At 71.0% G+C, this 21,989-nt stretch carries 22 protein-coding genes; 14 read left to right on the plus strand and 8 right to left on the minus strand.

The genetic code is table 11. The annotated features are described in order from the left end of the window. The first annotated feature begins 138 nt into the window (after positions 1-138). Positions 139-426: an HU family DNA-binding protein gene (locus BLS25_RS04665; RefSeq protein ID WP_013584778.1), complete on the plus strand. Its 288-nt coding sequence runs from the start codon at positions 139-141 to the stop codon at positions 424-426. Between the two features lie 77 nt (positions 427-503). Further along, positions 504-2,486, plus strand: a complete 1,983-nt coding sequence (locus BLS25_RS04670) for a bifunctional copper resistance protein CopD/cytochrome c oxidase assembly protein (RefSeq protein ID WP_074694599.1) — start codon at positions 504-506, stop codon at positions 2,484-2,486. 7 nt (positions 2,487-2,493) lie between these two features. Here the strand turns inward: BLS25_RS04670 and BLS25_RS04675 are convergent, their stop codons facing one another. Together BLS25_RS04675 and BLS25_RS04680 are read right to left on the minus strand one after the other, a co-directional pair. Next, a complete protein-coding gene (locus BLS25_RS04675; protein ID WP_074694600.1) occupies positions 2,494-3,573 on the minus strand; it encodes a hypothetical protein in 1,080 nt (359 codons plus the stop codon). A gap of 42 nt (positions 3,574-3,615) precedes the next feature. Beyond that, on the minus strand, positions 3,616-4,449 hold the full coding sequence (locus BLS25_RS04680) for an NAD(P)/FAD-dependent oxidoreductase (RefSeq protein ID WP_074694601.1): 834 nt from the start codon (positions 4,447-4,449) through the stop codon (positions 3,616-3,618). Between the two features lie 51 nt (positions 4,450-4,500). On the opposite strand from BLS25_RS04680, the gene BLS25_RS04685 reads away from it, so the two are divergent. After that, on the plus strand, positions 4,501-4,986 hold the full coding sequence (locus tag BLS25_RS04685; protein ID WP_074694602.1) for a helix-turn-helix domain-containing protein: 486 nt from the start codon (positions 4,501-4,503) through the stop codon (positions 4,984-4,986). Positions 4,987-4,995: 9 nt separating this feature from the next. Then, a complete protein-coding gene (locus BLS25_RS04690) occupies positions 4,996-6,369 on the plus strand; it encodes an ATP-dependent DNA helicase (RefSeq protein ID WP_074694603.1) in 1,374 nt (457 codons plus the stop codon). A 3-nt stretch (positions 6,370-6,372) separates the two neighbouring features. On the opposite strand, the gene BLS25_RS04695 is transcribed toward BLS25_RS04690, so the two are convergent. Continuing rightward, positions 6,373-7,026, minus strand: coding sequence for a biliverdin-producing heme oxygenase (locus BLS25_RS04695; protein ID WP_074694604.1), 654 nt, complete (start codon positions 7,024-7,026; stop codon positions 6,373-6,375). A gap of 188 nt (positions 7,027-7,214) precedes the next feature. Between BLS25_RS04695 and BLS25_RS04700 the strand changes: the two genes are divergently transcribed. From BLS25_RS04700 to BLS25_RS04720, 5 genes are all read left to right on the plus strand, one after another. Then, positions 7,215-8,486, plus strand: a complete 1,272-nt coding sequence (locus BLS25_RS04700; protein WP_074694605.1) for a serine hydrolase domain-containing protein — start codon at positions 7,215-7,217, stop codon at positions 8,484-8,486. Positions 8,487-8,493: 7 nt separating this feature from the next. After that, positions 8,494-9,402 carry an EamA family transporter gene (locus tag BLS25_RS04705; RefSeq protein WP_074694606.1) on the plus strand — a complete coding sequence of 303 codons (909 nt, stop codon included), beginning with the start codon at positions 8,494-8,496 and terminating at the stop codon, positions 9,400-9,402. Positions 9,403-9,472: 70 nt separating this feature from the next. After that, the gene (locus BLS25_RS04710; protein WP_074694607.1) at positions 9,473-9,799 is read left to right on the plus strand and encodes a DUF3140 domain-containing protein; all 327 of its coding nucleotides are present in this window, start codon (positions 9,473-9,475) and stop codon (positions 9,797-9,799) included. A gap of 71 nt (positions 9,800-9,870) precedes the next feature. Beyond that, positions 9,871-10,869, plus strand: coding sequence for a magnesium/cobalt transporter CorA (gene corA / locus BLS25_RS04715; RefSeq protein ID WP_056224766.1), 999 nt, complete (start codon positions 9,871-9,873; stop codon positions 10,867-10,869). Between the two features lie 151 nt (positions 10,870-11,020). Then, entirely contained in the window at positions 11,021-12,472 is a 1,452-nt protein-coding gene (locus tag BLS25_RS04720) for an amino acid permease (protein WP_074694809.1), read from the plus strand. 9 nt (positions 12,473-12,481) lie between these two features. Here the strand turns inward: BLS25_RS04720 and BLS25_RS04725 are convergent, their stop codons facing one another. After that, the gene (locus BLS25_RS04725) at positions 12,482-13,663 is read right to left on the minus strand and encodes a 4-hydroxybenzoate 3-monooxygenase (RefSeq protein WP_074694608.1); all 1,182 of its coding nucleotides are present in this window, start codon (positions 13,661-13,663) and stop codon (positions 12,482-12,484) included. Between the two features lie 205 nt (positions 13,664-13,868). Further along, on the minus strand, positions 13,869-14,621 hold the full coding sequence (locus BLS25_RS04730; protein WP_056224762.1) for an IclR family transcriptional regulator: 753 nt from the start codon (positions 14,619-14,621) through the stop codon (positions 13,869-13,871). Between the two features lie 90 nt (positions 14,622-14,711). Here BLS25_RS04730 and pcaH point away from each other — a divergent pair, with 90 nt between their 5' ends. From pcaH to pcaC, 5 genes are read left to right on the plus strand one after another with little or no spacing between them, the layout of a single operon-like run. Then, on the plus strand, positions 14,712-15,524 hold the full coding sequence (gene pcaH / locus BLS25_RS04735; RefSeq protein WP_074694609.1) for a protocatechuate 3,4-dioxygenase subunit beta: 813 nt from the start codon (positions 14,712-14,714) through the stop codon (positions 15,522-15,524). Next, the gene (gene pcaG / locus BLS25_RS04740) at positions 15,521-16,078 is read left to right on the plus strand and encodes a protocatechuate 3,4-dioxygenase subunit alpha (RefSeq protein WP_176786311.1); all 558 of its coding nucleotides are present in this window, start codon (positions 15,521-15,523) and stop codon (positions 16,076-16,078) included. Before pcaH ends, pcaG begins: the two co-directional genes overlap by 4 nt. Continuing rightward, positions 16,068-17,438, plus strand: coding sequence for a lyase family protein (locus BLS25_RS04745; RefSeq protein ID WP_074694610.1), 1,371 nt, complete (start codon positions 16,068-16,070; stop codon positions 17,436-17,438). The genes pcaG and BLS25_RS04745 overlap by 11 nt, the downstream gene beginning before the upstream one ends. Further along, positions 17,435-18,223: an alpha/beta fold hydrolase gene (locus BLS25_RS04750; RefSeq protein WP_074694611.1), complete on the plus strand. Its 789-nt coding sequence runs from the start codon at positions 17,435-17,437 to the stop codon at positions 18,221-18,223. Before BLS25_RS04745 ends, BLS25_RS04750 begins: the two co-directional genes overlap by 4 nt. Beyond that, positions 18,223-18,630 carry a 4-carboxymuconolactone decarboxylase gene (gene pcaC, locus BLS25_RS04755; RefSeq protein ID WP_074694612.1) on the plus strand — a complete coding sequence of 136 codons (408 nt, stop codon included), beginning with the start codon at positions 18,223-18,225 and terminating at the stop codon, positions 18,628-18,630. The genes BLS25_RS04750 and pcaC overlap by 1 nt, the downstream gene beginning before the upstream one ends. 169 nt (positions 18,631-18,799) lie before the next feature. On the opposite strand, the gene BLS25_RS04760 is transcribed toward pcaC, so the two are convergent. The 3 genes from BLS25_RS04760 to BLS25_RS04770 all read right to left on the minus strand — a co-directional run bounded on the left by BLS25_RS04760 (position 18,800) and on the right by BLS25_RS04770 (position 21,955). Further along, positions 18,800-20,119: a cytochrome P450 gene (locus BLS25_RS04760; protein WP_074694613.1), complete on the minus strand. Its 1,320-nt coding sequence runs from the start codon at positions 20,117-20,119 to the stop codon at positions 18,800-18,802. A gap of 70 nt (positions 20,120-20,189) precedes the next feature. Beyond that, the gene (locus BLS25_RS04765; protein WP_074694614.1) at positions 20,190-21,275 is read right to left on the minus strand and encodes a Gfo/Idh/MocA family protein; all 1,086 of its coding nucleotides are present in this window, start codon (positions 21,273-21,275) and stop codon (positions 20,190-20,192) included. Continuing rightward, on the minus strand, positions 21,248-21,955 hold the full coding sequence (locus BLS25_RS04770) for a ThuA domain-containing protein (protein ID WP_074694615.1): 708 nt from the start codon (positions 21,953-21,955) through the stop codon (positions 21,248-21,250). The genes BLS25_RS04765 and BLS25_RS04770 overlap by 28 nt, the downstream gene beginning before the upstream one ends. Positions 21,956-21,989 lie beyond the last annotated feature (34 nt).

A 21,989-nucleotide genomic window follows, 5' to 3' on the forward strand; every position in this document is an offset into this window, starting at 1 on the left:
GGGTCGAAATCCGTCAGAATCCCCGTAATTCCGCGGTTCGGTTGATACTGTCGAGGCGGTCTCCCGACCACCGAGGAGGATTCCCCCCTCGTCCGCGTAACGAGAGGCGACCTACGTCGTCGCCTGGAGGACAACCACATGGCTGACAAGTCCATCACCAAGACCGAGCTCGTCGCGAGCATCGCCAGCGCGACCGGGCAGAGCCAGTCCGCCGTGTCGGGCGTGCTCGACTCCCTCTTCTCCACCGTCTCCGAGGCGGTCGCCAAGGGCAGCAAGGTTTCGATCCCCGGTTGGATCGCCTTCGAGCAGGTCGCGACGTCGGCTCGCACGGGCCGCAACCCCCAGACGGGCGAGGAGATCTCGATCCCCGCCGGCAAGCGCGTCAAGGTGACCGCGGGCTCCAAGCTGAAGGCCGCCGTCAAGTAAGACGACGTCGAACGACAGAGGGGGGATGCCACACGGCATCCCCCCTCTGTGGTTCTCTCGCGACGTAGGCTGAGGGGGTGAATCCCCGCCTGCTCCGCGTCGCGGGACCCGTCATCCTGGTCGTGGTCTCGCTGATCGCCGTCGCGGTGGGGCTCGCGTACGGAGGCGGAGCGGCTCCCACGCAGCTCGCCGACCCCGGCCCGGTCGTCCGGTGGGGCTTGCCGATCGCCACCGTCGTCGTCAACCTCGCCGCCGCCACGATGGTCGGTTCGCTGGTCCTGGCGCTGTTCGCCCTGACGGCGGGGGAGCGACCCTTCGAGATCGCCCTGGACACGGCATCCATCGGCGCCGCCGTGTTCACCGTCTCGGCGGCCACCACGGGGTATCTGACCTTCCTCAATGTCCTGAATGCGAAGCCGACGCTCGACGCGGTGTTCGGGCAGCAGCTCGGACGCTTCCTCGTCGAGAGCTCGATCGGGCAGGCGTGGCTGATCACCACCATCGCCGGCGCCGTGCTGACCGTGCTCACCTTCGCCGTCCGCTCGTGGATCCCCACGCTCGTCGTCGCGATCCTCGCCCTCGCCTCGCTCATCCCCATGGGCACGCAGGGCCACGCGGGCGAAGAAGCCAGCCACAACGCGGCCGTGACCTCGCTCGTTCTGCACATCATGGCCGCGGCCGTGTGGCTCGGCGGGCTGATCCTGCTGGTGGTCGTCCGCCCCGCGATGTCGCGCGGGCAACTGCAGACCGCGCTCCTGCGCTACTCGTCGATCGCCCTCGTCGCCTTCATCGTCGTCGCGATCTCGGGAACCGTCCGCGCTTCGATCGGCCTCCTGGGCCTCCAGAACCTCTGGTCGGCCTACGGCGTCCTCGTGCTCGTCAAGGTGGGCGCGCTGATCGCCATGGGCGTCCTGGGCGCCTGGTACCGCCGTCGACTGATCTCGCGCATGGCCGACGAGCCCGGCTCCCGCCGCTTCTGGGGCGTCATCACCCTCGAGCTGGCGTTCATGGGCATCGCCAGCGGTGTCGCCGCCGCCCTCGCGCGGACACCCCCGCCGGTGCAGCCCCCGCTGGTGGGACAGACCCCGGCCGAGGTGCTGACCGGCGCGCCGCTGCCTCCCGATCTGACCATCGAGCGCTGGTTCACCGCGTGGGACGTGGATCTGCTCTGGACCCTCGTGGTCGCGTTCGGGATCTTCTTCTACCTCGCCGGCGTCTGGCGTCTGCTCCGCCGCGGCGACTCGTGGCCGATCTCCCGTACGGTGCTGTGGGTCCTCGGCATGCTGAGCGTGTTCTGGGTCACGTCCGGTCCGATCAACGTGTACCAGGACTACCTGTTCAGCATGCACATGATCGGCCACATGCTGCTGTCGATGGCGATCCCGCTCATGCTCGTGGCGGGGGCCCCGGTCTCGCTCGCGGCGCGCGCCATCCGCAAGCGCACCGACGGGACGCGCGGCGGCCGCGAGTGGATCCTCTGGGCGGTGCACAACCCGGTCGCGAAGGTGCTGACCAACCCCTACGTGGCGGCGGGCCTGTTCATCGGCTCGCTCTGGGCGTTCTACTACACCGACCTGTTCCGCTGGTCGCTGTACGACCACGTCGGGCACATCTGGATGGTCGCGCACTTCCTGGTGACGGGTTACCTCTTCGTGCTGAGCCTCATCGGCATCGATCCCGTTCCCTACCGCCTGCCCTACCCCATGCGCCTGCTCGTGCTCATCGCGATCATGGCGATGCACGCCTTCTTCGGCATCGCGATCATGATGAACTCGGGTCTGATGGTCGCGGAGTGGTTCGGCGCGATGGGCCGGACCTGGGGGGCGACACCTCTTCAAGACCAGTACGTCGGCGGCGGTGTGGCCTGGTCGGTCGGCGAGATCCCCACGCTCATCCTGGCGATCGCGGTGGCCATCCAGTGGAGCCGGAGCGACGAGCGTCAGCAGCGCCGCCGCGACCGTCACGTCGACCGCGTCGGCGATCTCGAGCTCGACGCGTACAACGAGGAGCTCGCTCGCCTCGCCGAGCGCGACGCCCGGGTCGCATCCCGCGGCAACTAGGCGGGACTCAGTCGGACGATCCGCCGACGAGGATCGAGGCGGTGCCGTCCGGCAGGACCGTGATCTCGCCGTCGACGCGGAACGCGACGTCTTCTTCGACCGTGCGGACGCTGCCGTCGAAGATCGAGCGGATGTCGACGACGATGTGCGCGACGGCCTTCGCCGAGGGGATGCGCCACCCGGCGCCGTCGGGGACCACGGTCACCTCGGGTTGCTGCACGATCGACCAGGTGGGCGCGTCGTCGATGCGGTTGCGCACCGTGAAACCGAAGGGGCAGCCGGTGGGTTGCAGCACCTTCTGCTGGGCGCACGTGGTCAGGAAGTCCTCGACGCGCGACTGCACGACCGAGATGAACTCGTCGGTCGGCTGCGCCTGCACGTCGACCGGGATGCCGGCCAGCGGCGCGTCGGCGAGCACGGCGACACCGGGGGTCGCCGAGATCGCCGTGTCGACGTCGACCGAGTAGAGCCCCGGCGAGAACACCAGCAGCGGGACAGCGGCCGTGGGATCGACGTCGGCCCCGTCGACCGAGACCTGTCGCTTGTCGACCTCGAACCCGTTCACGGCGAACCGCATCGACCCCTCGACCGTGAGCTTCATCACCGACAGCGGGCTGCGGGCGAACCGCCACCGGGGGAGCAGGCCCTCGTTCGTGTCGTGCTGCACCGAGAAGGTCGTCTTTCCGGCGTACCCGCCCGCGGTGTACGAGACCGTGACCTGCGTCTCGTCGCCGTCGGCGCTCTCGCCGGTGATCTCGGCATCCGTCAAGGACGTCAGGGCATCGGGACGCAGCAACGCCTCGGATGCCGTGGCCGGCAGACCCGCCGACTGCAGCTCGGCGGAGTCGACGGCCACGCCCGGAACCGCGAGAGCCTCCGCCGTGCGGCGCTCCTGCAGGAGCTCGAGGTAGTGCTGGACGAAGGCGCGGGGGCTGTAGAACTCGCGGTACAGCGAGGCGGCTCCCGCCCCGAGCGCGGCGATCAGCAGCACGCCGACCAGGACGATCCCGGTGATCGTGGCCGCGGGGCGTGGGCGCGCGCCGCGAACGCCTTCGGGCGTCGCGGGGCCCCCGCCTGCGGTGTCCACGCCTCCAGTGTAGGAAAAGCTCCTGTGGAGGCGCCGCGCGCGTCAGTCCATGACGAGCGACTGCACGATCGCGACAGCCGCCAGCTGACCGCCGGCGATGGCCGCGGCGAGCGAGAACAGGGGTCCCGGCAGGTGATCGGGGTGCGCCAGATCGCCCACCGCGTAGACGTTCTCGATGCTCGTGCGCCCGAAGGGATCGGTGCGCACGGCTCCCGACTCCTGCAGCTCCACGCCGAGTCCGTCGACGAAGCCGGCACGCGAGCTCCACGTCGGGGCGACGAACGCCCCGGCGACCTCGAGCACCGAGCCGTCGGCGCGCTCGAGCGCGAGCCCGTCGGTCGTCCCGGTGACGCGGACGACGTCGGCGGGATCGATGAGATGGACTTCGGATGCCACGGGCTCGAGCATGCGTCCGAGGACTGCGGCGTGGGCGCTGCCATTGACGATCGCCACCGGTCGACCGGAGAACTCGTGACCGTGGCAGAACGGGCAGTTGGCGACGCGGTCGCCCCACTGCTCGGCGAGGCCGGGGACGTCGGGCAGCCGGTCGGCGACCCCCGTGGCGAGGATGACGGCATGGGCGCGGAGGATCTCGTCGCCCACCGTGACGGTCAGGACGTCGGTCTCTCGTGCGACGGCCGAGACGGCGGCATCCCGGATCTCGACGTCGGGGTAGGCGGCGATCTCCTCCCGGCCGAGGCGGCGGAGCTCGGCGGGGTCGCGCCCGTCGTTCGTCAGCAGGTTGTGCGCGTGGCGCACGGTGCCGTTGCGGTAGTCGCCCGAGTCGAGCAGCAGGGTCCGGCGGTGCATGCGACCGAGGGTGAGGGCCGCCTGCAGGCCCGCGGGGCCGCCTCCGATGATGATCGCGTCGTACACGATGAGCTCCTTCCGTTTGCGTTCTCGTCCATCCTGTGACTTCATGTCGACATGAAGTCAAGCGCGGCGAAGGACGGCGAGTCGATCGGCGAGGCGGCGGCGCGGTTCGGTCTCGAGACGCATGTTCTGCGGCACTGGGAGGACGCGGGACTTCTGGATCCGACTCGGGATGCCGCGGGCCGACGCCGCTACACCGAGGGCGACAGCGTGCGGATCGCGGTGATCCTGCGGAACAAGGCCGCGGGGCTCTCGCTCGACCAGATCCGGGTGCTGCTCGACGACGGAGCCCCCGATCGGCATCGCGTGCTCGAGGAGCACGTCGCGGAGTTGGACCGACGTGCGGCCGACATCGCCCAGGCCCGCGCCATGACCGAGCACGCCCTGCGCTGCCGCTCGCACGACATCACCGAGTGCCCGCGCTTCCGCAGCCACGTCGCCGACGTGCTATCGGGGGAGGCGCGGTGGCTGCTCGTCCACACCGAGCCGATGGGCGGGCCCATCCCCAGCTCGCCGTCTGAGGCGACCTGCGCGAACTAGCATGGGCCGGTGACCACGCCGCCCCTTTCCGCCGAGCAGCAGGCGCTGTTCCGGCTGATCGAGGACACCCGCGAGCACGTCTTCGTCACCGGGCGCGCGGGCACGGGCAAATCGACCCTCCTGCAGCACCTGGCGTGGAACACCAAGAAGCAGATCGCGGTCTGCGCGCCCACGGGGGTGGCCGCGCTCAACGTCGAGGGACAGACGATCCACTCGCTGTTCCGCCTGCCGATCGGGCTCATCGCGAACGGCGACATCGACCAGAACGACGCCACGCGCAAGATCCTGAACGCCATCGACACCCTCGTGATCGACGAGATCTCGATGGTCAATGCCGACCTGATGGATGCCATCGACCGCTCGCTCCGCCAGGCCCGCGGTCGACGGTCGGAGCCGTTCGGCGGCACTCAGATCGTCATGTTCGGCGACCCGTACCAGCTGGCGCCCGTGCCGCCGCGAGGGGACGAGGCGCGCTACATCCGCGACCACTACCGCTCGTTCTGGTTCTTCGACGCGAAGGTGTGGTCGGGCGAGGCCGCCAGCGACGGTCTCATCGACATCGGCCGCCACGGTGCCGACCTGCACGTGAACGAGCTCGTCGAGATCCACCGGCAGTCCGACCCCGGGTTCAAACAGCTGCTGAACGCCGTGCGGTACGGCCGGGTCACCGCCGAGATGGCCGGGGTGCTCAACACCGCGGGTGCGCGCACACCCCCGCATCCGGCCGACGGCGAGCACCCGATCATCACGCTCGCGACCCGCAACGACCGCGTCAACACGATCAACCGCAAGCACCTCGACGAGCTCATCGGCCGCACGCAGACCGCGAACGCCGAGATCTCGGGCGACTTCGGGCGCGGCGAGGCGAACTATCCGGCCGAGATGGAGCTCACGCTCAAGGTCGGCGCGCAGGTGATGTTCCTGCGCAACGACGGCGCGCAGTTCGGCGAGGCCCCGCGCTGGGTCAACGGCACGATCGGCACCGTGACCCGCATCGCCGGCGACAGCGTGCGCGTCGAGGTCGACGGCATCCAGCACGATGTCGAGCCGGCCGTGTGGGAGAGGTACCGCTACGCGTACGACCCGGGGACGAAGAACCTCTCGCGCGAGATCGTCGCGGAGTTCACGCAGTTCCCGCTGCGCCTGGCGTGGGCCGTGACGATCCACAAGTCGCAGGGCAAGACCTACGACCGGGCGGTCGTCGACCTCGGAGCGGGGGCCTTCGCCCCGGGGCAGACCTACGTCGCCCTCAGCCGCCTGACCTCGCTCGACGGCCTCTACCTCACGCGGCCGCTCAAGCCGAGCGACATCCGGGTCGACGAGGACGTCCGACGCTTCATGAAACAGGCGTGGCTCACGCGGCAGGACGCCGCGAAGGCGTGAGCCTCACGCGACCTGGTGGGCCTTCGCGCGGGTGAGGTCGGCGAACAGCTCCGTGGTGAAGCGGTACGCGACGAGCACCTCGGCGATCACCCGCTCCTTCTCGCGGTCGTCCCACGGCGCGGCGTCGAGCTGCTCGCGATAGACGGTCTTGAACGCCTTGGGATCGGCGATGTCGCCGAACAGCAGGAAGCCGATGCCGTTGGTCTCGAAACCGAACCGGCGCCGCATCAGGCGGCCGATCGACGGACCGCCCGACAGATCGCCGAGCAGGCGGGTGTAGTGGTGGGCGACGAAACCGCCGGGCCAGGTGGCGGCCACGCGGCGGATGCGCGACACGTAGGCCTGCGTCGTGGGAAGAGGGGCGATGCGCTCGCGCCAGTCGGCACCGATCAAGAAGGCCAGGTCGGCCTCGAGAGCGGGAAGGCGCGAGAGTCGGCCCTGGAGGAACACGGATGCCACGGGATCGGTCCGCATGCGGGTCGCCGCCTCTTCGAGGGCCGCGTAGATGAACCAGTGCTGGGCGATGAGGGCGATGTAGTCGTCGCGCGTGCCGGCCCCCGTGAGCAGGTCGGTCATGAAACCGTCGCACTCGCTGGGCGAGTGCGCGTCGCTGGAACGCTCGCGCAGAGCTGTCGAGAACGGGACGACGGCGTTCATGCGGCCATCTTACGCACAGAGTTAGGTTCCCCTAACCCCTATTTCCCTCCGAGCTCGCTCGGCGTCGGCCGCGTCGTGATGCAGACGTGACGGTAACGGGAGCGCAAGCGGCCCTTTCGTTCAGGTGCCGTGTGTTTGAATCTTCGGAGCGGGCGCTTCGTCGCGCGCGGAAGTGCTGGGGGTTTCACATGCGGGCATGGCGTCGTTCCGCGGCCATCGCGATCGCGGGCGCGAGCGTGCTCGCCGTCATCCTGAGCGGCTGCACGCCGGAAGGCTCGGTGTCGGTCAACGTCCCCGCGCAGGTCGACGCGCCGCTGCCCGAGGCGACGGTGACCGAACTGCAGAACGCCGTGACCGCCGCCATGACCGCGACGGGCTCCACCGGCGCGATCGTGGGCGTCTGGGCGCCGTGGAGCGGCACGTGGGTGTCGGGCATGGGAACCCAGGGACCCGGCGGCGCAGAGGTCACCACGGACCTCGCATTCCGCGCGGGCGATGTCACCGGCGCGATGACGTGCGACGTGCTCTACCGCCTGGCCGCGGACGGCAAGGCGTCGATGAGCGATCCCGTCACCAACTGGGTCAGCAACCTCCCCGGGTACGAGGACATCACGCTCCGTCAGCTCTGCGACGGCACCTCGGGCCTCGCGTCCTACACCTCGGTGCTCGACGGCCAGGTGGCGAAGAACCCCGAGCGCGTGTGGAACCCGCGCGAGCTCATGACCTACGGCATCGCAAGCCCCCGGACCAACGCCCCCGGTGTGGCCTTCTCCGACTCGGCGACCGACTACGTGCTCGCGGGTCTCGCCGCCGAGCGCATCGCCAACGAGCCGCTCTCCCAGCTCATCGCCGACCGCGTCACCGAGCCCCTGGGCCTCGGCGCGACCGGACTCCCCGACCCCGCCCCGGCCGATCCCGCAGCGGCCTCGCTCTCGGGCTACTGGTCGCAGCAGAACGCCGAGGGCGCCTGGAACTGCACCGACCCGGGCGACTACACCGACATGTCCTCGAGCTACGGCGGCGCCGCGGCGGGAGCCGTGACGAACATCACCGATATGGGGCGGTACGCGCAGGCGCTCGCCACGGGTGCGCTCCTGCCGGCCGGGAACGACCGATTCGCCGCCCCCGTCCCCGTCGGCGGCGATCAGCCCACGTGGTTCACCGCCGCGGGCGGCGCCTTCCAGGCGGGATCGCTCATCGGCCAGTACGGATCGGCCCCGGGGTACCTGGTCGGCGCCTTCGCCGACCCGACGACGGGGATGTCCATCGCGGTCGTGCTGAACAACTCCGGCGGCAATAAGACCACCGGCGCGTGGTTGGCCTGGGAGCTCGCGGCGATCGCGTCGAAGGCTCCGGCCGCCCAGGGGCAGACGGCTCCGCAGGCGGGGCTGCCGTGGACCGCCGAGCAGATGCGCGACAACATCGCCGGCAACGCCATCTGCGCTCCTCCCGCCGGATGACCTCGCGATGACCGCGCGCGGCGGGCAGGGGTCGGCCGCCTCGCTCGTGCTCGTCGGACTGGCGTGCCAGGAGGTCGGCGCGTCGTTCGCCGTGATGCTGTTCCCCGAGACCGGGCCGCTCGGCATCGTCATGCTGCGGCTGCTCTTCTCGGCCGTCCTGCTGCTCATCATCGCCCGCCCGCGTCTGCGCGGTCACACGGGCTCCGCGTGGCGCTCCGTGGTCGGGTTCGGCGTGGTGCTGGCATCCATGAACGGACTGTTCTACCTCGCACTGGAGCGGCTGCCGCTGGGCGTGACCGTGACCATCGAGGTGCTCGGGCCCCTCACCCTGTCGATCCTCACCGCGACGGGTGTCGCCCGCTGGGTGTGGGCCGGACTCGCGCTCTGCGGCGTCGTCGCCCTCGGAGCCGGAGGGTGGGACCGCCTCGACGCCCTCGGCGTGCTCTTCGCCTTGGGCGCGGCGGTGAGCTGGGCCCTGTACATCCTCGCCTCGGCGCGGGTGGGTCGGGAGTTCCCGCGACTCGACGGCCTCGCGCTCGCGATGGCCGTGGGGGCCGTCATCGCCCTGCCGTTCGGCATCGCCCAGGCCGGATCGGCCCTCTTCCGCCCCGACATCCTCGCCCTCGGCGCCGCGGTCGCCCTGCTGTCATCCACCATCCCTTACGCCCTGGAGCTCGTCGCCCTCCGCCGTCTGGCGGCGTCGGCCTTCGCGATCCTGATGAGCCTCGGCCCGGCCACCGCCTCGATCGCCGGGTTCCTGCTGCTCGGTCAGCACCTGTCGTGGCTCGAGCTCGTCGGAATCGCCCTGGTGATCACGGCCAGCATCGGCGCCGTGCTCGCCGCCGCCCGCCGCAGCGCCGGGGCACGGCATCCGGGACCGGACACCGAAGAACCCCTCAGCGAGCCGATCGGCTGAGCGGATGCCATGACCCCGGCGACTCCGCAAGGGGTCTCTCGCGCACCCGGGCGGTGGCGAGGATGACCGGATGAGCGACGACGATCAGACCAAGAAGGACTTCGATGAGGCGGTTAACATGACCGCGAGCGAGCTGAAGAAGTGGCTCGACACCGACGAGTCGAAGTCCGTCGGCCAGAAGAAGGACGGCGGGGAGTCGACCGGGCACGAGAGCGGGCGGCACATCGTGCGCATCCTCGAGAAGAAGAAGGCCGACCTCACCGACGACGACTACGCGCACATGCGCAAGGTCGTCGGCTACGTCAAACGGCACAGCGCACAGAAGCCCAAGGGCGACATCACCGACACCGACTGGCGGTACTCGCTCATGAACTGGGGCAACGACCCGAAGAAGTGACCCCGTAAGGACTTCGTGAGGGTCGGCGCGACGGGGCCCGGGCGCATAGGCATCCGGGGTACAACGGACACATGCCCATCATCGACAGCGCCGTGTACGTCGACGGTCACCGCATCGAGAACCCGGCCAGCCTCGACCAGACCTTCGAGTACATGGAGGCCCACGGCGGAATGGCGTGGATCGGCCTGTTGCGGCCCTCGCCCGAGGAGCTCGAGCGCGTCGCCGCCGAGTTCTCGCTGCACCCGCTCGCCGTCGAGGACGCGCTCGCCGGCCACCAGCGCGCGAAGCTCGAGCGCTACGGGGGCAACCTCTTCGCGGTGCTCCGACCCGCGCGCTACATCGACGAGACCGAGACGGTGGAGTTCGGCGAGCTCCACGTCTTCATCGGCCCCGACTACGTCGTGACGGTGCGTCACGCCGAGGTGCCCGACCTCTCGCAAGTGCGGCGGAGACTCGAGAAGAACCCCGACCTGCTCGCGCGCGGCCCCGAGGCGGTGCTCTACGCGATCCTCGACGAGGTCGTCGACCAGTACGACCCCGTGGCCCGCGGCTTGCAGAACGACGTCGACGAGATCGAGGACCAGCTGTTCGGCGAGGGCGGCGCGGATCTCACGCAGCGCATCTACGAGCTCGCGCGCGAGGTCATCCACTTCCAGCGGGCGACCGAACCCCTGCGCGACATGCTCGAAGCCCTGCTGCGCGGGGCCGACAAGTACGGCGTGGACCTCGAGCTGCAGCGCTCGCTGCGCGACGTGCTCGATCACGTCCTGCGACAGTGCGAGAAGCTCACGGCGCTCCGGGCGATCCTCGACAACGCCCTCACCGTCAACGCGACGCTGGTGACCCAGCGACAGACCGAGACCTCGCTGAAGCAGAACGAAGAGGTCAAGAAGATCTCGGGGTGGGCGGCCATCCTGTTCGCGCCGTCCCTCGTTGGGGGCATCTACGGCATGAACTTCAAGAACATGCCCGAGCTCGATTGGACCTTCGGGTACCCCATGGCCCTCGCCCTGATGGCCGCCACCTCGATCGGACTGTGGTTCGCGTTCAAGCGCAAGCACTGGCTCTGAGCGCTCGCGTGGGGGCACGGCATCCGGTCCGGGATGCCGACACTGCGGCGCGCTTGCTGGACAGACGCTGCGCAATTCGCACGATGGGTACGTGACCGACTCCTCCCCCCGCTCGAGCGATGCCGCAGAGCCGCCCCGCACCACCTCGACCGTGCAGCTCGAGGACGACGGGTACCACAAGCGCCTGACGTCGCGTCAGGTGCAGATGATCGCGATCGGCGGTGCGATCGGAACCGGCCTGTTCCTCGGCGCCGGCGGACGCCTCGCCCAGGCCGGCCCCGCGATCGTGCTCTCGTACGCCGTCTGCGGGTTGTTCGCGTTCTTCATCCTCCGCGCGCTCGGCGAGCTCGTCCTGCACCGCCCCACGTCGGGGTCGTTCGTGTCGTACGCGCGCGAGTTCTTCGGTGAGAAGGCCGCGTTCGTCTCGGGCTGGTTCTACTGGATCAACTGGGCCACGACCACCATGGTCGACATCACCGCCGCCGCGCTCTACATGAACTTCTTCGGCAAGTACGTGCCGTGGATCGGCGCCGTCCCGCAGTGGGTGTGGGCGCTCGCCGCCCTCGTGACGGTCCTCGCCGTCAACCTCGTCTCGGTGAAGGTGTTCGGCGAGCTGGAGTTCTGGTTCGCGCTCATCAAGGTCGCCGCCCTCGTGGCGTTCCTGCTCGTCGGCATCTACTTCGTCGTGTTCGGCACCCCCACGGGTGCGCCCACCGGGTTCTCGCTGATCGCCGACAACGGCGGTTTCTTCCCCAACGGCATCCTGCCCGCCGTCATCCTCATGCAGGGCGTGGTGTTCGCGTACGCCTCGATCGAACTCGTCGGCACCGCCGCCGGCGAGACCAAGAACCCCGAGAAGGTCATGCCCCGCGCGATCAACTCGGTGATCTTCCGTGTCGCGGTCTTCTACGTCGGCTCGGTGCTGTTGCTGTCGCTCCTGCTGCCCTTCACCGCGTACTCGAAGGACGAGAGCCCCTTCGTGACCTTCTTCGCCTCGATCGGCGTTCCCGGCGTCGACGTGATCATGAACCTCGTCGTGCTGACCGCCGCGCTGTCGTCGCTGAACGCGGGGCTGTACTCCACCGGCCGCATCCTGCGCTCGATGGCGGTCGCGGGCTCGGCGCCGAAGTTCGCCGCGCGCATGAACAAGGCGGGCGTGCCGTACGGCGGCATCGCGATCACCGCGTTCGTGGCCCTCTTCGGTGTCGTGATCAACTTCGTGGCACCGAGCGACGCGTTCGAGACCGTGCTGAACGTCGCCGCCGTCGGCATCCTGGTCACGTGGGCGACCATCATGCTCTGCCAGATGAAGTTCAAGCGCCTCACCGACCGCGGCGAGCTGGTGCGCCCGGCCTTCCGACTGTTCTGGGCGCCGTACACCGGCTACGCGACGCTGCTGTTCCTCGCCATCGTGCTCGTGCTGGTGTTCATCGACTCGCCCGCGACCCTGCTCGTGGCCGTCATCGCGAGCATCGCCATCACGATCGGGTGGTTCGCGTGCCGCAAGCGCATCGCGGAGCTGGCGGCCGAGCGCGAGGGGTACACGGGCACGGTGCCGGTGGTGCCGAGCCCCTTCCCGAAGCCGCGCGACAAGAAGGACTGAGCCGGCCGGTCAGTCGGTGAAGGGCCAGCCGCAGTAGGCCTCGGCGAGGGAGGCGCGGGCGTGCTCCGATTCCACGACGGTGCGCAGTTCGCCGACCTGGCGTCGGCGGTCGAAGTCGGTGGCATCCGGAGCCACGTGCAGCAGGCTCGTCATCCACCACGAGAAGTGCTGCGCCTTCCAGATGCGCCGCAGGGCCTTCTCGGGGTAGGCGTCGAGGCCGCGCTCGTCGCCCTCGAGCAGCAGGCGCCGCAGGGCGTCGGCGAGCAGGCGCACGTCGGCGATCGCGAGGTTCATGCCCTTCGCGCCGGTCGGGGGCACGGTGTGCGCTGCGTCTCCCACGAGGGCGACGCGGCCGCGACGCAGCTCATGTGCCACGAAACTGCGGAAGCGCAGCACGTCGCGCTGAAAGATCGGTCCCTGCTTCAGCGTCGTTCCGGGCACGCGTTTCTGCAGTTCGTCCCACAGCTGCGCCTCGCTGAAGGCCGCGGTGTCGGTGTCGGGGTCGCACTGGAAGTACATGCGCTGCACGGTGTCGGAGCGCTGGCTGACCAGGGCGAAGCCGTCGCGGGAGTTGCTGTAGATGAGCTCGTCGGCGCTCGGCGGGGCCTCGCACAGGATGCCGAACCACGCGAACGAGTACTCGCGGAAGTAGCCGCCCTGGCGCGATCCCGACACGGCGGCCCGAGCGACGCTGCGCGACCCGTCGGAGCCGACGACGAACTCCGCCTCGATCTCGAACGGCCGCCCGTCGGCGTCGCGGGCGATCACGCGAGGGGTCGAGGTCTCGGCATCCGCGATGTTCTCGGCGGTGACGCCGAAACGCAGGTCCTGCCCCGCCGCGAGGCGCGCGGCGATCAGGTCTTTCAGCACCTCGTGCTGCGGATACAGCCACACGGCACGGCCGACGGATGCCGCGAAGTCGATGCGGTGGCCCTCTCCCTCGAAGCGCAGCTCGATGCCGTCGTGACGGTGGCCCACGGTGCGCGCGCGCGAGTGCTCGCCGAGGGTGTCGAGCAGTTCGACGGTGCCCTGCTCAAGGATTCCGGCGCGGATGGTGCTCTCGATCTCGTCGCGCGAGCGCTGGTCGATGACGACCGAGGCGATGCCGGCCTCGTCGAGCAGATGCGAGAGCAGGAGCCCCGCGGGGCCGGCGCCGACGATGGCGACGCGGGTGCGGACGGTGGTGGTCATGGCGTCTCCTTCGACGGTGGCTGTGTCGATGGTGCGCGCCGCCCGCGCTCCTCGTCGCCACATTCCCGTTGATCAGGAACCGGCGCTCTTCGCGTGAGGGGTCGGTTTCTGTCGCCTGGACGCGCCCCAGGCGACAGTTCATGACCCCTCACGCAAGGGAGACACGCGCGCAGGCGGAAGGCGACGGGGCAGAGAAGGCGGCGGGTCAGCGGCGGAAGCCGAGAGCGCGCTCGGTGTCGCGGGCGGCGCGGTGCAGCTCGACGAGGGCGAACTGTGTCTCGGCGTCGCGCGGGAGCACGGCCGACAGTGCGGCGATGACCGCTCCGGTCTCGTCGCGCACGGGCACCGCGACGCCGGTGGAGACCTCGTCGACGTAGCCGGGGGCCACGACCCGACCGAGCGTGCGGATCTCGGCGAGGGTGCGGCGCAGTGCTGCGGGGTCGACGATCGTATCGGCCGTGACCCGCGCCAGGGGGCCGGCGAGCACGCGCTCCTGCAGGTCGCGCGGGGCGAAGGCGAGCAGCACGAGTCCCGACGACGAGGCGTGCAGGGGAAGGCGCCCGGCGACGCGGGTGATGTTCGCGCCGGAGTCGGGGGCGCTGAGCCGCTCGAGGAACAGCGCCTCATCCTGCTCGAGGATTGCGAGCTGGGTGTGCTCGCGCACGCGCTGTTGCACGCGTTCCATGTAGGGCAGGGCCGCCTGGCGCAGGCGCAGCGCGTGCGAGGACCGGGTGGCCAGTTCCCACAGGCGCATCCCGACGCGGACGCGGCGCTCGTCGTCGCGCTCGAGCAAGCCGGCATCCACCAGCTCGTTCACGATCCGGTGCGCCGACGAGCTCGGCAGACCCGCCCGGCGGCCGATGTCGGCCGTGGTCTGCGCGGTGCGCGTGGGGGTGAAGGTCTCGAGGATGCGCACGAGGCGGTCGGTCACCGAATCGCCGGAGGGGGAGTTCGCCACGCGTCCAGAATGGCACGACTCCCATTCAGCGGGAACGTCTCGCCGCGAGGCGAGAGGGTGACGGAGCATGGAGGGGTCGAAGGAGACCCCATGACGAACGCCCCCGCCGCGGCCCCCGAATCGCTGCTGGCCGCTCCCGACCAGGCGACGCAGGACGAGATCGTCCGCGAGATCCACGCCCGCCACGCCGAGCTCGACGCCCTCGACGCCGCGGGCGAGCGCGTCGCCGCCACCGCCCACGACTTTCCGGCCTATCGGTCGAGCGTGCTGCGGCATCCGACCAAGAATCCGAAGCTCGTCGACCCCGAGACCATCGAGCTGTTCTCGCCCGCGTTCGGGCAGCGCGACGTCGCGGCGATCGAGTCGGACCTCACCCTGCAGCACGCGGGGGAACCGCTGGGCGAGCGCATGACGGTGCAGGGCCGGCTGCTCGACTCGTGGGGGCGCCCGGTGGTGAACCAGCTCATCGAGATCTGGCAGGCGAACTCGGCCGGCCGTTACATCCACCAGCGCGACCAGCACCCCGCGCCCCTCGACCCGAACTTCACCGGAGCCGGCCGCGCGATCACGAACGAGAACGGCGAGTACCGCTTCACGACCATCAAGCCCGGCCCGTACCCGTGGAAGAACCACCGCAACGCGTGGCGTCCGGCACACATCCACTTCTCGGTGTTCGGGTCGTCGTTCACGCAGCGGCTGGTGACGCAGATGTACTTCCCGGGCGACCCGCTGTTCGCGCTCGACCCGATCTACAACTCCATCCACCGCCAGAAGGACCGCGACGCCCTCGTGGGCGTCTACGACCACGACCTCACCTCGCCCGAGTGGGCGACGGGATACCGCTTCGACATCGTGGTCGACGGGCCGGATGCGACCTTCTTCGAGCAGGAGGGCGACGAGTGATTCCCGCCAAGACGCACCGCGCCACCCCCGGTCAGACGGTCGGACCGTTCTTCGCGTACGGGCTGGAGTACCCGAAGCAGTACGAGGTGGTGTTCCCGCACTCGCCGGGTGCGATCGTGCTCTCGGGCACCGTGTACGACGGTGGGGGAGCGCCGATCCCCGACGCCCTCGTGGAGATCTTCGGGGCGGATGCCGACGGCTCGGTGCCCCGCGCGCGGGGCGCGTTCCGCCGTGACGACCACACCTTCACCGGGTTCGGACGCGCCTTCACCGACGACGAGGGGCGCTACTCGTTCTGGACGCGCGAGCCGGGCGGCATCCGGGGGCGGGCGGGGTTCTTCGCCGCGATCGTGTTCGCCCGCGGCCTGCCCGACAAGCTGCACACTCGCATCTATTCGCCGGCCGACGACGACGCTCTCGCCGCCGATCCGCTGCTCTCCACCCTGACATGGGAGGAGCGCGCTAGCCTCGTCGCGACCCGGACGCCCGACGGGTACCTGTCGCACGACATCCGGTTGCAGGGCGAGAACGAGACGGTGTTCCTTGCCTTCTGAACCGCTGCCGCGCATCGACCTCGGGCTGCTCTCGCCGGTGAGCGTCGGGCACGACGCCCTGCTGTCGGACGAGTTCGTGCTGGCGACGATGATCCGCGTCGAGTGCGCCCTGGTCGCGGCGTACGTCGCCGTCGGGGTCGCCCCCCGCGAAGCGCGAGCCGACATCGACCACGTCTTCGGCATCGACGAGAAGGGCGGCGCGTCCGCGCGCGTGCTCGACGTCGACGCCCTCGTGCGTGACGCCGTCGCCGGGGGCAACCCGGTGATCCCCCTCGTGGGCGCGCTCAAGGCCCAGGTGCCGGCGGAGCACCGCGGGTGGATCCACCGCGGGGCGACGAGTCAAGACGTGCTCGACACCGCGCTCATGGTGGTCGCGCAGCGCGCGGTCGAGCAGACGCGACGCTCGGTCGCGAATGCGGCGGTCTGGGCGCGACAGCTCGCCACCGCGCACGCCGACGAGGTGGCCGCCGCCCGCACGCTCACCCAGCACGCCGTGCCCACCACGATCGGGGCGCGCGCCGCGACCTGGGCGCGCGGTCTCGAACGGGCCGTCGTGCGACTCGACGCCCTGGTCTTCCCCGCTCAGCTCGCGGGAGCGGGCGGGACGCTCGCCTCGTTCGTCGAGATCACGGGATCGACGGATGCCGCTGACGCCTTGCCCGCGGCCTTCGCCCGGGTGCTCGAGCTCGACGCCCCCGACGCCCCCTGGCACGTGACGCGCTGGCCCGTGACCGAGATCGGCGACGCCCTCGTGCAGGCGATCGACGCGCTCGGCAAGATGGCCGCCGACGTCGCGACCCTCAGCCGCACCGAGATCGGCGAGGTGGCAGAGGGCGTGGGCGGCGGATCGTCGGCCATGCCCCAGAAGCAGAACCCCGCCGAGGCGGTGCTCATCCGCTCGGCCGCTCTGCGCGCGCCCCAGCTGGGCGCGACCCTGCACCTGGCCTCGGCCCTCGCGGTCGACGAGCGCCCCGACGGCGCCTGGCACGCCGAGTGGCCGACGCTGCGTGAGCTGCTGCGCCTCGCGGTCGGCGCCGCCGCGCACGGGTCGTCGTTGCTCGCTCACCTGCGCGTCGATGCCGGGGCCGCGGCAGCCAACGCCGCTCTGACCGGAGGGCGCCTCGTCAGCGAGCGTCTGCGGGGCGTGCTCGTGCCCCTCATCGGCGCCGAGCGCTTCGCGGCCCTGCTCGACGGCGACGACGACCTCGCCCCGCGCCTGCGGGCGCTGCCCGAGGCGGCCGACCTCGACGTCGACGCGCTGCTCGATCCGGCCGCCTACGTCGGCCTCGCCCCCCGCCTCGCCCGCGGCACCCGCCACGCCGGCGGAGGCACCGCGCACGACGAAGGAGCCGACGCATGAGCCTCATCTCGCTGACCGCACCCGTGGGTCCCGCCGACGCACCCCTCGTCGTGCTCGGGCCCTCGCTCGGCACCTCGACCATCCTGTGGGACGACGTCGTGCCCCTGCTTGCCGACGATTACCGCGTCGCCGCGTGGGACCTCCCCGGGCACGGAGCCGGGCCGATCGCACGCGAGGCGTTCACCGTCGCCGATCTCGCGGATGCCGTGGCCGCCGCCGTCCCCGATGACACGTTCCTGTACGCCGGGGTGTCCCTCGGCGGGGCGACGGGCCTCGAGCTCGCGCGGCGTCACGGCACCCGCCTGCGGGGCGCCGCTATCGTGGCATCCGGAGCCGTCCTCGGCGCGCCCGCGTCGTGGCACGAGCGGGCCGCCCAGGCGCGGTCGCAGAGCACCTCGAGCCTCATCGTCGGCTCGGCCCAGCGCTGGTTCGCGCCGGAGTCGATGGCGCGCCGCCCCGAGCTGAGCGGCCGCCTGCTGCACGCACTGCAGGACGCCGACGACGACAGCTACGCCCGCTGCTGCGAGGCGCTCGCCGCGTACGACGTGCGCGCGACGCTGGGCGAGATCGCGGTGCCGGTGCTCGCCGTCTGGGGAGTCTTCGACCAGGTCGCCCCCGAGCCCATGGCCGTCCAGATCGCCGAGGGCGTGCCGCGCGGCAGCGTCGCGCGCGTCGACGACGCCGGCCATCTTCCCCCGGCCGAACAACCCGAGGCCGTGGCGGCTCTGCTGCGGTCGTTCTTCGCCTCCGTCTCGACGGCGACGTCTTCCCGAAAGGACGCCTGATGCCCACCGATCAGGAACGCCACGATCAGGGCATGACCGTGCGCCGCGCCGTGCTGGGCGACGCGCACGTCGAGCGCTCGATCGCCGCGACCACTGACCTCACCGCCGACTGGCAGGACTTCATCACGCGCGTCGCGTGGGGAGACGTGTGGTCACGGCCCGGCCTCGACCGTCGCTCGCGCTCGATCGCGGTGCTGAGCTCGCTCATCGCGCACGGTCACCACGAGGAGCTCGCGATGCACCTGCGCGCGGCGCTACGCAACGGGCTGAGCGTCGAGGAGATCCGCGAGGTCATCCTGCAGTCGGCGATCTACTCCGGCGTGCCGGCGGCCAATTCGGCCTTCCGCATCGCCTCCGAGGTGTTGTCGGCGACCGATGCGCAAACCGCGCGCCCCCGCGAGGAGTGATCCGGAGGCGACCGACGGCTGTCGGCGCTTCCTGGCCCGTGTCACCGGAACCGGGCATGTCGCCGGAACAGGACGATCCGGCTCGGATGGCGCTGTTCCCGTGGCATCCGCCTGTCGCGGTGACGTCGCGGCGCGGTGAGGGACGGCGTCAGCGCCCCCGGCCACCGCGTCAGCGCGCGGAACGACCGAAGTGGAACGGGCACGACGACGGCGCGTCCGCGCGGCGCACGCGTCCACCCGAGCGCGGCTTGGTCGGCATCCGCCGCCTGTTCACGTCGAGCCCGCGGCCGCTGATGCGGATGCGCGGGTCGCTGAGGACGGCGATGGATGCCGCGAGCCCGGCGATCGCGAGCTTCTCTCCGGGGCAGCGGTGGCCGGTGCGGACGTCGGCGCCGCCGTGGGGGACGAACGCGCGGATGGCCTCGTAGTCGTCGACGCCGACGAAGCGCTCGGGGGCGAAATCGGAGGGATGCTCCCACTCGCGGGTGTCGGTGTCGGTGCCGAGGATGTCGAGCACGACCCGGCCGCCCGCCGGCACGCGCTGACCGTCGAGCTCGATGTCGGTCTCGGCCCACGCGGGCAGCATCGGCACGAAGGGGGCGGTGCGGCGGATCTCCTGCGCGAAAGCCGTGGAGAGCTCTCCGCCGACGTGGGTCCCGCGTTCGGTCGTCTCGGCGGCGATGCGCTCGCGCCACTCGGGGCGGTCGTGCAGTTCTTTCGCGGCGAAGGCGACGAAACGCGAGACGGCGATCATGGGCCGGAAGCTGTTCTGGAGCTCGATCCCCGCGGTCTTCGCGGGGAGGAGTTCGCCGTCCTGGTCGCGGTGGTGCGCCCACGCGTGCAGGGCCGTGTTCTCGGCGGGGCGCAGGGTGCCGGCGCGAACCGCGTCGATGAGCTCGGCAGCGTGACGGTCGGACCACCGGCGGTTGATGAGCGCGAGCGCGAACTCGGGGGAGTAGGGGACACCGAAGCCGTCGACGATCTGCGCCTGGCGCTTCGCCCAGCGGGTCTGCGCCGACGCGGTGCCGGGGATGCCGGCCCAGCGCATGATCGACCGGCCGAGGGCGCCCACCGCCGCGTCGTACGCCGAACGTTCGCCGCCGGTGACCCAGGCGTCGAGTTCGCCCTGCCACTGCCGGTCGAGCTCGGGGAGCAGGCGCTGCACCTCGGCGTCGTCGTACAGCACGTCGACGAAGGTCGCCTTGCGGTGGCGGTGCTCGGCGCCGTCGAGGCTGTGCACCGAGCCGTGGCCGAAGAGCGACTCCTGGATGAAGGCGGGCATGGCGCCGTGGCGACGGATGCGCGACTCGTCATAGAAGAGGTCCACACCTTCCTCGCCGCGCACGAACAGCGCCTCGCGCCCGAGCAGGCGGAACGGCACGGCGCGGGCACCGCGGTCGGCCCGACGCCACAGGTGCGAGCCGAAGCCGTAACCACGGATCAGAAGAGCGAGCGAGTCATCTCGGAGCAGGGCGAGGGGGGATGCCATGCCCTCACGGTTCCACGCGGAGCGGCGGTCGCCGAGGGGGCGGCGCGACCGCGGGTCGGTGTGATAACTCTCAGCGCCACTGCTCCGTCGGCGTCAGTGGGACGAGCGGTGGAATGGCGGGCGTCGTGCGGAGGTCGATCCGTCGGCCCTCACGCGCCGACAGCGGGAGCGCCGTCACGATCTCGGTGACGTGCAGGGCGATCTCGCCGCTCGCCCGCCCGTGGCCCCGCACCATGTCGACGAGGCCGACCCCTCGTCCCGCCCCCACGTACCCCGCGCTCACCGGCAGGGCGACCCACCCGTCCGAGCCGACGGCGTGATGACGCACCTCGCCGTCGAAGTCGTTCGGGTCGGGGACGGCCAGCGACCCGGCTTCGCCGTGCACCTCGATCGGCGCGGCCGTGGTCCCGCCCGCGTCGAAGCTGAACGTCACACTCGACAGGGCACCGCTGGCGTGCCGGAGGGTGCCGGTGACGTGGGTGTCGACCTCGACGGGAATGCGCTCGCCTGCGCGCGGCCCCGACCCGATCTCGCGTTCAGTGCGGCCACGGGACACTTCTCCGCTGACCGACACGACCGGGCCGAGCAGGTGCACGAGAGAGGTCAGGTAGTACGGCCCCATGTCGAAGTGCGGCCCTCCGCCCTCGCGGTAGTAGAAGTCGGGATTCGGATGCCAGTGCTCATGGCCCGGCGAGACCCAGGTCGCGGTGGCCGCCGTCGGCCGACCGATGAGGCCGCTCTCGATGGCCGCCCGGGCCGTTTGCACCCCCGTGCCGAGCACCGTGTCGGGGGCGCTCCCGACGGCGACGCCGGCGGCCGTGGCATCCGCCATCACGCGCTCCGCGTCGGCGAACGTCGTGGCCAGCGGCTTCTCGCCGAACACGCCCTTGCCCGCGGCGATCGCGGCGCGAGCGATCTCGGCGTGCGCGGCGGGGACGGTGAGGTTGACGACCACGTCGACGTCGTCCGCGGCGAGCAGCGCGTCGACGCCGAGCGCGCGGGCCGAGGGGAGCGCCTCGGCGACCTCGGTCGCGCGATCGGCGCGCAGGTCGGCGACGGCGACGATCCGGACGGCGGGATGATCCCTCAGGGTGCGCAGGTATTGGTCGCTGATGACCCCGAGGCCGATCAGCCCGATGCGCGTCGGCTCGTCCACAGCAGTCCCCTCTCGATGATGGTCCGCGCGTGCGGGTCGGTCAGAACGCCGGGGTCGTGACCGGGTGTCGCGACGAAGACGCGCCCCCGCCCCCATTCGCGCGTCCAGACCGCGGGCGAGACGACCGGGCGGTGCCACGGCTCGTCGTCGCGCACCGGGTGCGTGGTCGTGGCCAGTACGTCGTTCAGGTCGTCGTGCAGCACCCAGTACTGCTCGGTGACGAGGGGGAAGGCGTCGATCCCGCTCGTGATCTCGTGCGTGCGCCCGAGGTCGGTGATCTCGATGAGGTGCTCGACGAAGGCGTCGGTCGCCGGATCGGCGCGGTCCCCCGGGTCTTTCCGGGGGTGCGCGGCGAACTGCCCGCCCACAAGCTGCAGGTACGCGGCGTCGTGGCGGTAGGAGTCGACGATGCCGCCGTGCCACCCGGCCAGACCCGTGCCCGCGGCCACCGCCGCGCGGAGACCTTCGATGCTCTCGGCGTCGGCCTCGCTCATCGTCGCGGCCTGGACGACGAGGTCGACACCGCTCATGACGTCGGCGTCGGCGTAGATGCGGGGGGACTCCTCGATCCGCACCTCGAAGCCGTTGCTCCGCAGGAACGGCAGGAACATCTCAGTCGTCTCGACGGGGTGGTGGCCGTCCCACCCGCCGCGCACGATCAGCGCCGTTCGTGACGTCATCGTCCCTCCTCCGCTCCGGACGCCGGCCCCGGCT

Source organism: Microbacterium testaceum StLB037 (genome assembly GCF_900104345.1).
In the GTDB taxonomy this organism is placed as follows: Bacteria; Actinomycetota; Actinomycetes; order Actinomycetales; family Microbacteriaceae; genus Microbacterium; species Microbacterium testaceum_A.